Source organism: Kribbella sp. NPDC051620 (assembly GCF_044453825.1).
Taxonomy (GTDB): Bacteria; Actinomycetota; Actinomycetes; order Propionibacteriales; family Kribbellaceae; genus Kribbella.
On record NZ_JBITDB010000004.1, the window covers coordinates 227,744 to 241,822 of the forward strand.

The window sequence follows — 14,079 nt, forward strand, 5'->3', positions numbered from 1 at the left end:
TGCCGGCGAAGGAAAGGAAGTCAGCGACATGGCCACTGTGTCGTTCAAGGGAGCAACCCGGATCTACCCCGGCACCGAGCTCGCCGCCGTCGACAAGCTCGACCTGGACATCCAGGACGGCGAGTTCGTCGTACTGGTCGGGCCGTCGGGCTCCGGAAAGTCGACCGCGCTGCGGATGCTCGCCGGCCTCGAAGAGGTCAACGAAGGATCGATCTACATCGGTGACCGCGACGTCACCAACAGCCCGCCGAAAGAGCGCGACATCGCGATGGTGTTCCAGAACTATGCGCTCTATCCGCACATGTCGGTCGCGGACAACATGGGCTTCGCGCTGAAGATGCAGGGCATCCACAAGGAAGAGCGGGCCAAGCGGGTCGCCGAAGCCGCCAAGCTGCTCGGCCTGGAGGAGTACCTCGAGCGCAAGCCGAAGGCCCTGTCCGGCGGGCAGCGCCAGCGGGTCGCGATGGGGCGCGCGATCGTGCGTGATCCCCAGGTCTTCCTGATGGACGAGCCGCTGTCGAACCTCGACGCCAAGCTCCGGGTGCAGACCCGAACCCAGATCGCCGAACTGCAGCACCGGCTGGGCGTCACGACGGTCTACGTCACGCACGACCAGATCGAGGCGATGACGATGGGCGACCGGGTGGCCGTTCTGAAGGACGGCCTGCTCCAGCAGGTCGACACCCCGCTGAACCTGTACGACGCCCCGAAGAACCTGTTCGTCGCGGGCTTCATCGGCTCGCCGGCGATGAACCTGATCGAGGCCCGGATCGTCGACGGCGGCGCGATGATCGGCGACTACCTGGTGCCGATCGCCCGCGACCTGCTCGCCAAGGCGGGCGACGACACGACGATCATGCTCGGCATCCGGCCTGAGTCGTTCCACCTGGCCGACGAGGGCCTCGCCGTGAAGGTCTCGGTGATCGAGGATCTCGGCTCCGACGCCTACCTCTACGGCAGCGCCGTCCACACCGACGACCAGCAGATCATCGCCCGCGTCGGCACCCGCCTGCACGACGACAAGGGCGCCATCGTCCACCTCGCCCCCCAGCCGGAGAACCTCCACCTCTTCTCCAAGTCCACCGAACTCCGCATCACCGCCTGATCCCTCCCCCTCCGCCCCCTCCATTTGAGGGGTCAACCCCTCAAATGGAGGGTTGTCACCCCGTATGCAGGGGTGACAACCCACAACGTCGGGGGTTCACCCCTCAGATGTCGGGGCGGAGGGCAGTGGGCTGGGGACGCGCTAGCGTCGGCGGGGTGGAGACGTGGGAGTTGGGTGGGGCCGGGGTGTTGAGGCTGCCTTCGGGGCGGTTGGTGCGGGGGCGTGGGGTTCGCGACGGGGTGCCGGCGGGAGCGTTGCCGGCGTACGGGGTGTACTTGCTGGGGAAGGAGCCGCCTGAGGTTCCGTGGGAGTCTCGGTGGGTGGTGTGGCCGGACTTCCGGCTACCTGCGGATGATCGGGATGCCCGGGACGCGTTGGTAGGGGCGCTTGCGCGAGCGGGTGATGAACGGGTGGAGGTTGCCTGCGCGGGTGGGCGCGGACGAACCGGTACTGCGCTGGCCTGCTTGGCGGTGCTCGATGGGGTCGCGTCGGCCGATGCGGTGGCCTACGTGCGGGCGAACTATCACGCCAAGGCGGTGGAAACCTTTTGGCAGAAGCGTTACGTGCGGCGCTTCGAGGCTCGCCCAAGTCGTTCATAACCTGGAGATTGGCTACTGTCACGCAGGTGGATGACGTTGCTCCGGAGAAGGCGGGCTATCGGCGGTCGGCCGGGTCGGCGCGTGGTGAGGCGCGGCGGCGCGAACTGCTCGAGCGCGTGACCGATGAGGTCGGAGCCAACGGGTTGGTCGACTTCTCACTGCGCCGTGCCGCCCGGGCCGCCGGTACGACGCACAAGGTGTTGCTCTACTACTTCGACGGACCCGAAGACCTGCTCACCCAGGCCGTGCTCCAACTGCGCGAGCGACGGATCGACCGCAGCCTGGCCGCCGCCGACCTGGCGGACTCGACACTGGCTGGTCGCGTACGGGCGATGTGGCCGGTCCTCGTCGGCGACGAGTCCTGGGTGCTCGACCAGGCGATCGGCCTCGCGATGTACGACTCCGCCCGGTACGCCGAACTCGCCCGGACCGCGTCGGTGCGCTACCTGCCCGCGCTGATCTCGATCTGCCCGCCACAGTGGCCGGACGAGCGCAAGCACCAGGTGTCCGAGTTCATTCTCGCCGTCCTGCGTGGATTCCTGATCGAGTGGCGGACCAGCGGCGACGGACCCGGGATCGAGTCCGGCTTCGCCGCGTTGAGCCGGGCCCTCGACCACGAGGAGGCCAGGACCTAGGCCTCGACAAGTTTGCGAACCACATGGTTCACTTCTGGCATCGGAGAGCTTTCGTCAGAGGTGGGGTGCGTCATGGAGCGCGAGTCGGTGCGGTTCGTCAGCGGGGACGCGGAGTGCGTGGCCTGGTACTACCCAGGCACCAACGGTGGGTGTGTGGTGATGGCCGGCGGCTTCGGGGTGACGAAGGAGCCGGGCACGGACCTGTTCGCCTCGCGGTTCCAGCGCGCCGGGTTCGGCGTACTGGCCTTCGACTATCGGCGGTTCGGGGAGAGCGGGGGCTCTCCGCGGCAGGTGGCTCGGGTGGGTGAGCAGTTGGCCGACTGGCAGACCGCGATCGCGTACGCCGCTGAGCTGCCCGGGGTCGAGAAGGTCGCGATCTGGTCCTTCTCGTTGTCGGGTGGCTACATCTTCCCGATCGCCGCGCGGAATCCGCAGTTGGCCGCCGCGATCGCGCAGACGCCCAACGCGGATGGACCTGCTGCGTCACGCAATGCGGCACGGCACCAGAAGCCGTTGGCGATGCTGCGGTTTGCCGGGCGCGCTTTGGCTGACGCGCTCGGCAGCTTGATCGGGCGGCCGCCGTTGCTCGTTCCGCTGGTCGGGCCGCCTGGCACGGTTGCGCTCCTGACGACTCCGGACTCGCTGCGTACGAACGAAGCTCTTAACCCGGGCAACAAATACAACGAGTGGATCCAGGCGGTCGCCGCGCGGTCGGCGCTCCGAATCACCGCCTATCGACCCGGCCGGGCTGCCTCGCGAGTGAAGATCCCGCTGCTCGTCGTCGTCGCCGACCAGGATCAGACGGCGCTGGCTCAGCCTTCTGTCGACGCTGCCGCGCAAGCACCTGGCGCAGAACTCCTTCGTGTCCCCGGTGGGCACTATGCCCCTTTCCTGGAGCAGCACGACGTCGTGGCCGAGGCTGAAATCACCTTCCTGACAAAGCATCTGGTGTCCAATGTGGTCAGTGGGTGATATTCCGGAGATGGAGATATCCGTTTGACGGTGGCCGCGGCGGAGCGTTTGCTCTGAGGGTGACGATCGAGCGCACCAATCCCCCGGCCCTGCACGCGACTCCCGGCTATCACCATGTGACGAAGGTCCGCGCTGATGAGCTGATCATGCTGGCGGGGCAGTGCCCGCTCCGGCCGTCGGGTGAGCTGGCCAAGGGTGGGCTGAGCGGGCAGACCGAGCAGGTGATTCAGAACATCCTGCTCGCGCTCGAGGCAGCCGGCGCTGGTCCGGCGGATGTCGTGCGGACGGTCATCTACGTGGTCAGCGCGGACCGCGAGCAGCTCAGCGCGGTATGGACGCAGCTCAACGAGTCGCCGCTCGCGCCGGCCTTCACCAGCGCGAGCACGCTCCTCGGCGTCGCCCAGCTCGGCTTCCCCGGCCAGCTGGTGGAGATCGACGTCACCGCTGCTTTGTGACGGTCAGTTGATCGGGTGGTTGGCTTGCAGCAGGCCGTGTGGGTCGTAGACGCCACGGAGCCACCTGAGCCGGTCGTGGTCGGCGGGCTCGAAGGCGTACCGGAGTTCGTCGTCGGTGAGCGGACCCATGCTGAAGTTCAGCGACCGGCCGATCGCGTCCTTCGACCAGGGCGCGAGGATCTCGTCGTGCACGGCTCGCAGGTCGTCCTCTCCTGGTGACAGGACGGTCAGTGAGTACTGCGCGTCGCGGTGCCCGATCGCGTTCTCGACGGCCGGCTTCTGCGAGAGCGCACCACCAAGGTGCCGGATGCCGACGACACACATCACCGCCGCACCCGGCCCAGCCAGCTTGGGGATGCTGGCAAGGGCTTCAGGGTCAAGGTCGCTCAGCAGGGCGTTCCGGGAGCTGAAGGCATCGGGCCGACCCGGCTCGTCGAAGATCCGCCCGGACTCGCTGAACGGCAGGTCGCCCACCGTATCCACGAGCGGCTCGCCAAGAGCGCCGCGGAGGTTGCTGACCAGCGCGGGGGCATCGAGACCGTCCGGGATGATGCTGAGTTGGATTTGGGCGATGTACTTGCCTCGGAGTGCGGCCGGGATCTGTTTGATGTTGGGGAACGGGAGCACGGCTACGGCTGAGGTGACTGAGTCGGGGACTGTGCGGGTCCAGTCGCGCCAGGCTTGCAGGACGCCGGGGGTCGTCGCGAGGTCGTAGTACAGGCTGCCTCCGTGGAGGATCGGGACGGGGAACAGGTCGATCTCCATCGCGGTGACGATGCCGAAGTTGCCCCCTCCGCCGCGGAGGGCCCAGAAGAGGTCGGGGTCGTCTTCGGCCTTGCGCAGCTCGCCGTCGAGGGTGACGACCTCGATCCGGCGGACGTGGTCGGTGGCGAAGCCATAGCGTCGCGCCATCAGGCCGAGGCCGCCGCCGAGGGTGTACGGAACGGCGGTGACGCCGGGAAAGCTGCCCGACAACGGCGCGAGTCCATGCGGCGCGCTCGCCTCGATCACCTGCTGCCAGGTCGCCCCGGCCTGGACCCAGGCGGTCCGGTTCTGCGCATCGACGGTCACCCGGTTGAGGCGGGTGGTCGTGATCAGGAGCCCGCCGTCGAGCGGAGTGCCGTGTCCGTGGCCGCTTGCTTTGACCGCGATCGTGAGGCCGTGCTCGCCGGCGTACCGGACCGCGCGCTGCACGTCCTCGGGAGTTGTGGCGCCGACGATGTGAGCCGGCCGATGGGGTTCGCGCCGCTGGAAGCCGAGCCGCTCCTCGTCGTACCCGGGAGTGTCTGTGGTCCAGTGCTTTCCGGTAATCATGTGACCGACGCTAGAGGCGCTTCCGGACACATCTTGTCCGCAGGCTGTGCGAATCTGAGATCCATGAGCACGCGGAAGGATCTGCCCGGGCGACTCCTGCGGCTGCTCGCGCTGCTGCAGAGCCGCCGCGAGTGGTCCGGCAGCGAGCTGGCCGAGCGCCTGGGCGTCACCGATCGCACCGTACGCCGGGACGTCGAGCGCCTGCGAGCTCTCGACTACCCGGTGACAGGGACAACCGGTACTGCGGGCGGGTACCGGCTCGCATCCGGCAAGAATGTGCCGCCGCTGGTGCTCGATGACGACGAAGCCGTTGCGGTGGCGATCGGACTGGCCGGTGCCGCGGCGAGTGGCGTCAGCGGGATCGCGGACAGCTCGATGAGCGCGCTGGCCAAGCTCGAGCGAGTCCTGCCGGCTCGATTGCGGCCTTCGGTGGCGGCCGTCGGTGCGGCGGAGGTGGTCGGGCGGGAAGGTGCTCCACGAGTGGATCCTGGGCTGCTCGCAGTACTGGCTGCATGTTGCCGGGATCTGGAGATCGTTGCCTTCAGCTACAAAAATCGACGGGGGGACGACAGCCGGCGGCGGGTCGAGCCGACGCAACTGGTGTCTGTGGTCGGCCAGTGGTACCTGCTCGCCTTCGATCCGGAGCGCGACGACTGGCGGACGTTCCGGGTGGACCGGATCGGCGACCTGGCGCCGACCCGGCATCACTTCACTGCGCGCGACCTGCCCGCGGCCGACGCGGCGACCTATCTCGCCGAATCGTTTGCGGGTGCTGAGTACCGGCACAGTGTACGGATGGTCGTGCAACTGCCGGCCGACGAGGTCCGCCGGAGTTTCTTCCACGGCTCGCCGGGGACGATCTCGCCGCTCGGGCCGGACAGATGCGAGTACCGGTTGAGTGCCGACTCCGCCGGGATGCTGGTCCAGTACGTCGCGGCGATCGTTGCCTCCGGCGCCGACTACACGTTGGAGGCGTCGCCCGAGGCCGCGGCGCTGTTGCGGACGGTTGGGGCGCGCTTGGTCAGGCCGTGATCAGGCCCAGGCCGAGGGTCACGACGCCGACCGCCAGGGAGAGAGCACCCAGCCAGAGCACCCAGATGAACTGGTTCGGCTTGGTCAGGCCCTTGCCTGCTGACGAGGCGAAGAAGCCGCCAGACATCAGGATCGCCGCGACTGGGATGCCGAGCCGGCCGAGCCAGATCCAGACGCCTTGAAGGCTGGTCTGGTCGACGTACAGGAGTCCGACCAGGCTCAGGATCACCAGAACGCCGGCGTGGCCGTGACCGGCCCGCGCGAACGACTTCTGGAAGTCGGTCATCGGCACGTCGCCACGGACGATCTTGGTCATGAACCAGCCACCGAACTGGATCGTGACGATGGTGAGCAGGATCGCTCCGGCGATGATCCGGGACGCGTCGGTCAACTGCATGGCCTGCTCCTTGTATGGATAGTGACGGTATCCGTTTATGGATACTGCTACTATCCATCACAGACCAGAGAAAGGCAACGCATTTATGCGGATCGCAGAGTTGAGCCGAATCTCCGGGGTGCCGGTGCCGACGATCAAGTACTACCTCCGCGAGAACCTGCTGCCCCCAGGCGAGCTGACCAGCCCGAACCAGGCGTCGTACGACGACACCCACCTGCACCGACTCCGCCTGATCCGCGCCCTGGTCGACCTGGGCCAGGTACCGGTTGCCCGCGTGAAGGAGGTACTGGAGGGCCTCGACTCGAACACGATGTCGCTCCACGACAAGATCGGCCGCGCCCACTACGCCATCACCCCGCAACGGCAGCTCACCTCGACCTCGGAGGCGCACGACTCCGCGACTACCCAGGTACAGGACCTGCTCGCGTCCCGAGGCTGGTCCGTCCATGCCGACGCCCCGGCCCTCAACACCCTGATCGAGACGGTCGCCGCCCTGCGCACCCTGCACCAGGACCATCTGGTGAACTTCCTCGACTCCTACGCCGCCGCCGTAGAAACCTTCACCGAACTAGAAGTCGCCGCCGTCGAAACCCGCCCCTCCCCCGACGAACTAGCCGAAAGCGTCATCCTCGGCACCATCCTCGGCGAAACCCTCATCTCCAGCCTCCGCCTACTGGCCCACGAATCCATCTCCGCCAAGAGGTGGTCCTCCGACGCGCCCAGGTGAGCGTGCCGGCATGGAGCCTGCGCATCCCGTGCTGTACACCTGTCTCCTTCCGGCAGACCTCCACTGCGCCAGTCATGCAATGCTTTCCGATCCGATCCGGGGTGCCGTCAGGGGAACCTATGAGACTCATCTGCCAGTCATCTCCAACAAGCCGGAACGCAGGAGAGAGTTGGCTCTGGCAAGGTCCAGACAACTTTCGGGTCGTCGTGGACGTCGGGGCTGATCGCGAGTTCGGCGTACAAGCCGCCTCCTTCGCGCCTGATGTTCTCGTGCTGACGCACGACGACAAGGATCACGTCGGTGCGGCAGACGCCTTCTTCGAGGGGCGCAGCTACCGTCACCGGTTTCGTGGAACCGACCTCGGAGCACCTGAGGTTTGGGTTCCCCTGGATTGGCTCCATGTATTGCAGGCCCTCGCCCAGCTCGGCTACAGGAAGAACGAGCGCACGGCCCCTGGTCGAGATCGACAGGTCAAGGCGGCCATGCCTTCGCAGGGGCCAGTCGATGAAGACATCGATGCCATCAGAGATCTGCTCGGCACGCCTAAGCCTCGGCGCAGTCGATCAGAACCCTCAGTGATGGTCATCGGTCGTACCGGCGACAACAGGCCCGGACCACCCTCCGATGTCCCTGGCCCACAGAAACTCTCCGCCGAGATCGCACGGGGTGCGGCGGCCAGCCTCGGTCGAGAACTCCAAGTCCTCGATTCGCGAGAGCTAGGGCGCTATCCCAGACAACTCCGCGGCGAGGCGATGCGCCGTATCAGCCGTGCGGTCGAACCGGTGATCAACAGCCACCGGCAGGTCCTCTCCGACAATCGACGCGGCACAGGCCCGATCGCGGAGAGTTGGGCCGGCACTGATCGCCAGGTTGCCACTCGCGTCGCGGAGTCGGCCGTACGCATTGCCGGTATTCTGTTGGGCGCCTACGTCGCCGGTTGCCGCTTTCGTTGGTTTGACGTGGACCAGGCGACTATGGCGGAATCGCCTTGCTGGCCTTCCGAAGGGCTGCCCTACCTGGTAACCATAGTCAACGCGGTAGAGGTTGAGCCCCCGCCGCCGCCAGCCGCCGATCCGGCCCTGGCACTGACGCTCGCCACTCGGCTATCTGTCCAGAATCGCCGTGCTCTCGTCACCTATCTCTGGCCAACCATGCCCTCGCCTAAGAGCCCGTGGCCCCACACGAACCGGACGGACGGTGTGCTGATCTGGAGCGACGCGGAAGCAGTCGTCGCTGGCAACGCGCCGACAGCCGGGTTAGTGCCATGGAAGACAATCTCACTGATGTCCGCACCCCATCACGCCTCCGCAGTCTCGGCCCACGAGGCCATCTGGCTTCATCGCCCGCCAAATGTCAAAGTCATGCTGAGCAGCAACAACCAGAGAGACAGCAAGCACTTCCTGGCGATCCCCTCACAGCTTCGCGACTGCACCCGCTGCGGAGCCAAGCGGTACGACAGCCCAGTCGGCGCAGAATCGAGATCCTGGCCAGCCACCGATGGCATCGAACTAGACGGCCAGTGCGCTCGAACCCACCGCGCTCACTAGCCGTCGTGGGCCATGTCTACGAAGCGGGAGTAGTGGCCTTGGAAGGCTACGACGATGTCGGCGGTGGGGCCGTTGCGGTGTTTGGCGACGATGAAGTCAGCTTCGCCGGGGCGGGTCGACTCCCGCTCGTAGGCATCCTCGCGGTGCAACAGGATGACGACGTCGGCATCCTGTTCGAGGCTGCCGGATTCGCGGAGGTCGGAGGCCATGGGGCGTTTGTCGGAGCGTTGTTCGGAGCCTCGGTTGAGCTGGCAGATGGCGATCACCGGGAGCTCTAGTTCCTTGGCGAGGAGTTTGATCGAGCGGGAGAACTCGGAGACCTCGAGCTGGCGGGACTCGACCTTCTTGCCCGAGGTCATCAGCTGGAGGTAGTCGATGACGATGAGTTTGAGGTCGTGGCGTTGCTTCAGCCGGCGGGCCTTGGCGCGGATCTCCATCATCGTCAGGTTGGGCGAGTCGTCGATGAACAGCGGGGCCTCGGAGACCTCACCCATCTTGCGGGCCAACCTGGCCCAGTCCTCATCGGTCATCTTGCCGTTGCGCATGTGATGCAGCGGAACCTTCGCCTCCGCCGACAACAGCCGCATGGTGATCTCGTTCCGGCTCATCTCCAGCGAGAACACACACGACGTCAACCCGTGCTTGATCGAAGCAGACCGCGCAAAATCCAGCCCCAGCGTCGAGTTGTGAGTCGGGATCATGGATCGACCGGCCAGGTAGAGGTGATCAGCGTTGTCCACCTCTACGCAACGCACCGGCACGCTGTCGACCAAGCGGACCTGCTTGATCAGGCGGTTGCCGATCCGGATCGTCGAGTCGGGCCGACGCTCCTTGTGCGTGATCATCTTTCGCGACAGCTTGAAGACATCGTCGACGGTGCTGAACGTCAGCACGTGCCCGACCGAGGATTCCGCGGTCCGGCCCTGGACGATCCGGGTCCGGTGACCGCACTTGTAGCCCAGGCTGACGATCAGCTCATAGACGCCCAGCGCCAGCCGCTCGTTGGTCAGCGTGATCTGGCAACTGCCCGTCGGGTTCACCGTCCCGTCGGTGTCCATCAGACCCGCCAGCAACTCTCGCCGCTGCTGCTCGGACGCCCGGAGGTACTCCGCCGGGATGTGCTTGTCGCCCAGGACACCGATCTTCCGCAGTACGGCCTGAACGGTCCCGTGGTCGGCATGGCACTCCATGCAGCGCCGGCCGCCCGCGTAGGCGGCACCGCAATCCGGGCAGCTCGGCGCCGCGACGGCTTGCGACAGGAAGCGAGCCTTGCCACCGCAGGACTGCCCACAGGTCCGGACCTCGACCGTCCTGGGCACGAACTGCTTCCCGCAGACGACGCACTCACGAGTTGGCCGCGACTCCCGCGGGAACTGGAGCGAGTAGTTCAGACCCGACTGCTGTCCGACGACCAGGCCGGTTGCCTCGACGAACATCGCGACCTCCGGGTCCGCGGAGGTGAACCTGGCCGATGCCGAGTGCCCGTCGCCGAGCCAGACGCCGAGCGCGTACGGCGGCAGCGGCAGCGTCGCCGCCGGCAGGTCGAGCGCCTTGGCGTTGTCCACCGAATGATTCGCGCGCCGCTCGGAACCCGCGCAGTACAGGGTTTCGGCGATCTCCGCAGTCGTCCGGACGGCGGCGAACTGTTGCTGGCCCCGGGTCCGGTTGTACTGGTTCTCTGCTGCCCAGCGAGCCTTCCGGGATCCACGGGTCTCGGTCAGCCATTGGTGCTCTGCATCCGCGATGAGGGTGCTGCCGTCGGAGAAGGTCAGTTCGTAGCAGGGGCGGTTGAGCATGATGTCGGTTGCCGCGACGACCTTGGTGGGATGGCCGTCGGCGCCGATCAGCTCGTTGCCTATGGCAACTTCACCCATGGTGGTCCAGCCGGTTGGGGTCGGCAGGGGGGTGTCGAGAGCCAGCGCCTTACCCATGGCGGGACGGGCCGCGACGATGATCATTTGGCCGGGGTGGAGGCCGTTGGTCAGTTCGTCCAGGTCGGTGAAGCCGGTGGGGACGCCGACCATGGCGTCGCCGCGGGAGTCGATGGCCTCGATCTCGTCGAGGGCGCCTTCCATGATGTCTTTGAGGGGGGCGTAGTCCTCGGTGGTGCGTTTCTCGGTGACCGAGTAGATCTCGGCCTGGGCCTGGTCGACGACGTCGTCGACCTCGCCCTCGCCGGCGTAGCCGATCTGGACGATCTTGGTGCCGGCCTCGACCAGGCGGCGCAGGATCGCCTTCTCCCGGACGATGTGTGCGTAGTAGCCGGCGTTGGCGGCCAGCGGGACCGAGGCGACCAGGGTGTGCACGTACGGCGCGCCGCCGATCCGGGCCATCTCGCCGCGCTTGGCCAGCTCGGCGGCGACGGTGATCGCGTCGGCGGGCTCGCCCCGGGCGTACAGGTCGGTGACCGCGTCGAAGACGATCTCGTGCGCCGGCCGGTAGAAGTCCGTGCCGCGCAGGGTCTCGATCACGTCGGCGATCGCGTCCTTGCTGAGCATCATCGCGCCGAGCACGCACTGCTCGGCGGCCAGATCCTGAGGTGGAGTGCGGTCGAAGCCCATCTCCGGGCTGCGTTCTTCGTTCCCGCCGCCCGGCCCCCCGCGGAACTCCGCAACGCTCACTCGTCCAGCCTCCTCGTTCGGCTCGAATCGAACACCTGATCGAACCCTAGCGAACATCGCCGACACTTTCGCGGGCAGTCACGCGACCGTACGCCCCTCACGCCGACCCCTGGTAGCCAGCCATCCACAGGGGGTGTGGACAAGCCGTGCATAACCCCACGAAGAGCTGTGCACAGGTTGGGCATATCCCTGTGGATATCTGGGGACGAAGATCCACAACCCGCCTCTGACCTGCGGTTTTGTCCACCCACAACTGTGGAGAAGAAAAAGATTCGATACCCACAGGTCCAGTGCGATGCGCGCCGGCGCGGCCAGGCACAATAAGGCCCATGCCCCTTACCAGCTGGTCGCAGGATCGGGAGATCCTCCGGCTGGCGGTGCCGGCCTTCTTCGCCCTGGTGTCCGAGCCACTGATGCTGCTCGCCGACGCGGCGATCGTCGGCCACCTCGGTACGCCGCAGCTCGCGGCCCTCGGCGTCGCGGGCACCATCCTGCAGACGCTCGTCGGCATCTGCGTCTTCCTCGCCTACGGCACCACGTCCGCGGTCGCCCGTCGGATCGGGGCGGGCGACCATCGGGGTGCGCTGACACAGGGCATCGACGGACTCTGGCTGGCCTTGCTGCTGGGCGCAGTACTGGCCATCGTCGGTGTAGTGCTCGCTCCGCTGGCCATCAGTGGCTTCGACCCGTCGCCGGACGTCGCGGACTACGCAGTGACCTACCTGCGGATCAGCTGCCTTGGCATCCCGTCCATGTTGCTGCTGCTGGCGGCCACCGGCGTACTGCGGGGTCTCCAGGACACCAAGACCCCCATGGTGGTGGCGATCTCCGCCAACCTCGCCAACATCGGCCTGAACCTCTTCCTGGTCTACGGACTCGACTTGAACATCGCCGGCTCAGCGCTGGGCACAGCTATCGCCCAGACGGCAGCAGGAGTCGCACTGGTCTGGGTAGTGGTCCGCGGCGCCCGCCGCGACGGCGCCAAGCTGCGCCCCGACCGCCCGGGCATCCTGGCGTCGGCACAGGCTGGAATCCCTCTGGTGGTTCGCACACTGACGTTGCGCGTGGCAATCGTCCTGGCAACCTTCGTCGCCACCTCCCTCGGTACTACCTCAGTCGCCGCCCATCAGGTCGCCTTCACGCTCTGGTCCTTCCTGGCGCTGGCACTCGACGCCATCGCGATCGCCGCGCAGGCGTTGACCGGCCGCGCGCTCGGAGCCGGCGACGTCGAAGGGACCCGGGCGATCACCCGGCGGATGATGTGGTGGGGCCTGGTCTCGGGCTTCGTCGGCGGACTCGCGTTGTGGGGGCTGCGGGGCCTGTATGTCCCGTGGTTCACGTCCGATCCCGAAGTACGGCACACACTGGCCGCGATCCTCCTGGTGGCGGCGCTGTGGCAGCCGGTCAACGGGGTCGTCTTCGTGCTGGACGGCGTACTGATCGGAGCCGGAGACGGGCCGTACCTGGCGATCGCCGGTGTGATCGCGCTCGTTCTGTACGTGCCGCTGGCGCTCAGCGTGCTGTGGTTCGACGGCGGCGTGGTGGCTTTGTGGTGGGCCTTCGGTGGGTTCATGCTGCTCAGGCTGCTCACCTTGCTGACCCGCGAGCGCCGGGACAGCTGGCTGGTCACCGGGGCGACGCGCTGATCCACGGCTAGGCGGCTGACCTGCTTTTGCGGCATCGTGGGCTGCGAACGGAAGGAGCGGCATGGCCGACACGGATGACGAGCTCGCAGCCAAGCGCGCCGAGGAGGACCAGCAGCAGTTCGACGAGGAGGTCGAGCTGGACGCCCTCGAGGAGCGCGAACTCGCCGACACCCGGCGCAGGATCGAGACTGATGCCGACGTCGCCGATGCCATGCGTCGAGCCGATGTCGCCGAGCGGAACCACAGCTACCTGCGGGCCAAGGCGGCCGACGAGCGGTTGCTGGGCCACGCCGACACGGCCCACGCAGCGCATCTCCGAGATGGCGCCGCCGGCCGGGACGACGCTCAGTCGGACGCCGACCTGAGAGCAGCCGACCGGGCCCAGGCGAGGGCGAACTCTCGCTACCGCACGGCGGCCGATGACGATCGCCGGGCCGACTGGAACTACGCGGAGGGCCGCGCCGAGCGCAGCCGCTCCGAGCAGGCTCCGGCCGCGGAAGCCGTCCGCAACGCTCCGGAGGAGCCGCCGGTCGCCCGCAAGAACGTCCAGCCCGTCCGCCGCCGGATCAAGGACAAGGAGAAGGACCCGAAGGCCCTCCGCCACTTCGGCCTCGGCGACTGACCCGTACTCCGGACCGCCCCGCCCCCCACCAGTCGCGCTAGCTAGGCGTGGCCGCCGTGCTCAGGTGGCCGGCGCGGATGATCACGTAGTTGGCCGCCACCACCAGGACGAACACGGCCGCCAGGACGTGGTGATCGCGCGTCCACAGGGCAAGGCCCGCCAGCCCGAAGAAGGCGACCTTCACGACAGTCGTGATGACCGGGTTGCCGTAGCTCGCCGTGGGTGCGGCGAACAGACCCCAGAGCACAGCAGCGATCACCGGCAGCCCAATGGCGAGCAGGAGGCGGAGCGCAGTACTGCTGCTCGCGTTCCAGCCCCACCAGGCGAATACAGCCAGGCCAGTCAGCTCCACCAGGAACAGCAGGCCCAGATTGCTCCAGCGCCAGATCTCGTACATCTGTCTCCTC

General features: G+C 67.2%; 14 protein-coding genes. 10 read left to right on the forward strand and 4 right to left on the reverse strand.

The features are described 5' to 3' along the window. The first annotated feature begins 28 nt into the window (after window positions 1–28). The 5 genes from ACIA12_RS20095 to ACIA12_RS20115 all read left to right on the forward strand — a co-directional run bounded on the left by ACIA12_RS20095 (window position 29) and on the right by ACIA12_RS20115 (window position 3,766). Window positions 29–1,105 (forward strand): ABC transporter ATP-binding protein, encoded by a 1,077-nt coding sequence (locus tag ACIA12_RS20095; protein WP_396368531.1) that lies wholly within the window; start codon window positions 29–31, stop codon window positions 1,103–1,105. Window positions 1,106–1,212: 107 nt separating this feature from the next. After that, on the forward strand, window positions 1,213–1,704 hold the full coding sequence (locus ACIA12_RS20100) for a protein phosphatase (protein WP_396368532.1): 492 nt from the start codon (window positions 1,213–1,215) through the stop codon (window positions 1,702–1,704). A gap of 26 nt (window positions 1,705–1,730) precedes the next feature. Beyond that, a complete protein-coding gene (locus ACIA12_RS20105) occupies window positions 1,731–2,339 on the forward strand; it encodes a hypothetical protein (protein ID WP_396368533.1) in 609 nt (202 codons plus the stop codon). Between the two features lie 72 nt (window positions 2,340–2,411). Next, entirely contained in the window at window positions 2,412–3,311 is a 900-nt protein-coding gene (locus ACIA12_RS20110) for an alpha/beta hydrolase (RefSeq protein WP_396368534.1), read from the forward strand. Between the two features lie 59 nt (window positions 3,312–3,370). Beyond that, on the forward strand, window positions 3,371–3,766 hold the full coding sequence (locus ACIA12_RS20115) for a RidA family protein (RefSeq protein WP_396368535.1): 396 nt from the start codon (window positions 3,371–3,373) through the stop codon (window positions 3,764–3,766). A gap of 3 nt (window positions 3,767–3,769) precedes the next feature. Here ACIA12_RS20115 and ACIA12_RS20120 read toward each other — a convergent pair whose 3' ends face one another. Next, window positions 3,770–5,080 (reverse strand): FAD-binding oxidoreductase, encoded by a 1,311-nt coding sequence (locus ACIA12_RS20120; RefSeq protein ID WP_396368536.1) that lies wholly within the window; start codon window positions 5,078–5,080, stop codon window positions 3,770–3,772. A gap of 63 nt (window positions 5,081–5,143) precedes the next feature. Here ACIA12_RS20120 and ACIA12_RS20125 point away from each other — a divergent pair, with 63 nt between their 5' ends. Then, the gene (locus ACIA12_RS20125; protein ID WP_396368537.1) at window positions 5,144–6,112 is read left to right on the forward strand and encodes a helix-turn-helix transcriptional regulator; all 969 of its coding nucleotides are present in this window, start codon (window positions 5,144–5,146) and stop codon (window positions 6,110–6,112) included. Here ACIA12_RS20125 and ACIA12_RS20130 read toward each other — a convergent pair. After that, window positions 6,102–6,509, reverse strand: coding sequence for a hypothetical protein (locus tag ACIA12_RS20130; RefSeq protein ID WP_396368538.1), 408 nt, complete (start codon window positions 6,507–6,509; stop codon window positions 6,102–6,104). The genes ACIA12_RS20125 and ACIA12_RS20130 overlap by 11 nt on opposite strands. 85 nt (window positions 6,510–6,594) lie before the next feature. Between ACIA12_RS20130 and ACIA12_RS20135 the strand changes: the two genes are divergently transcribed. After that, window positions 6,595–7,236 carry a MerR family transcriptional regulator gene (locus ACIA12_RS20135; RefSeq protein ID WP_396368539.1) on the forward strand — a complete coding sequence of 214 codons (642 nt, stop codon included), beginning with the start codon at window positions 6,595–6,597 and terminating at the stop codon, window positions 7,234–7,236. Window positions 7,237–7,442: 206 nt separating this feature from the next. Continuing rightward, window positions 7,443–8,783 (forward strand): hypothetical protein, encoded by a 1,341-nt coding sequence (locus ACIA12_RS20140; protein WP_396368540.1) that lies wholly within the window; start codon window positions 7,443–7,445, stop codon window positions 8,781–8,783. Here ACIA12_RS20140 and dnaB read toward each other — a convergent pair. Then, complete coding sequence (dnaB, locus tag ACIA12_RS20145) at window positions 8,780–11,344, reverse strand: replicative DNA helicase (RefSeq protein ID WP_396369377.1); 2,565 nt, start codon at window positions 11,342–11,344, stop codon at window positions 8,780–8,782. The two genes, ACIA12_RS20140 and dnaB, sit on opposite strands and share 4 nt — an antisense overlap. Window positions 11,345–11,733: 389 nt before the next feature. On the opposite strand from dnaB, the gene ACIA12_RS20150 reads away from it, so the two are divergent. Together ACIA12_RS20150 and ACIA12_RS20155 are read left to right on the forward strand one after the other, a co-directional pair. Further along, window positions 11,734–13,050 carry an MATE family efflux transporter gene (locus ACIA12_RS20150; protein ID WP_396368541.1) on the forward strand — a complete coding sequence of 439 codons (1,317 nt, stop codon included), beginning with the start codon at window positions 11,734–11,736 and terminating at the stop codon, window positions 13,048–13,050. A 61-nt stretch (window positions 13,051–13,111) separates the two neighbouring features. Continuing rightward, the gene (locus ACIA12_RS20155) at window positions 13,112–13,672 is read left to right on the forward strand and encodes a hypothetical protein (protein ID WP_396368542.1); all 561 of its coding nucleotides are present in this window, start codon (window positions 13,112–13,114) and stop codon (window positions 13,670–13,672) included. 37 nt (window positions 13,673–13,709) lie between these two features. On the opposite strand, the gene ACIA12_RS20160 is transcribed toward ACIA12_RS20155, so the two are convergent. Next, window positions 13,710–14,069 (reverse strand): YrdB family protein, encoded by a 360-nt coding sequence (locus ACIA12_RS20160; protein WP_396368543.1) that lies wholly within the window; start codon window positions 14,067–14,069, stop codon window positions 13,710–13,712. Window positions 14,070–14,079: the final 10 nt, after the last annotated feature.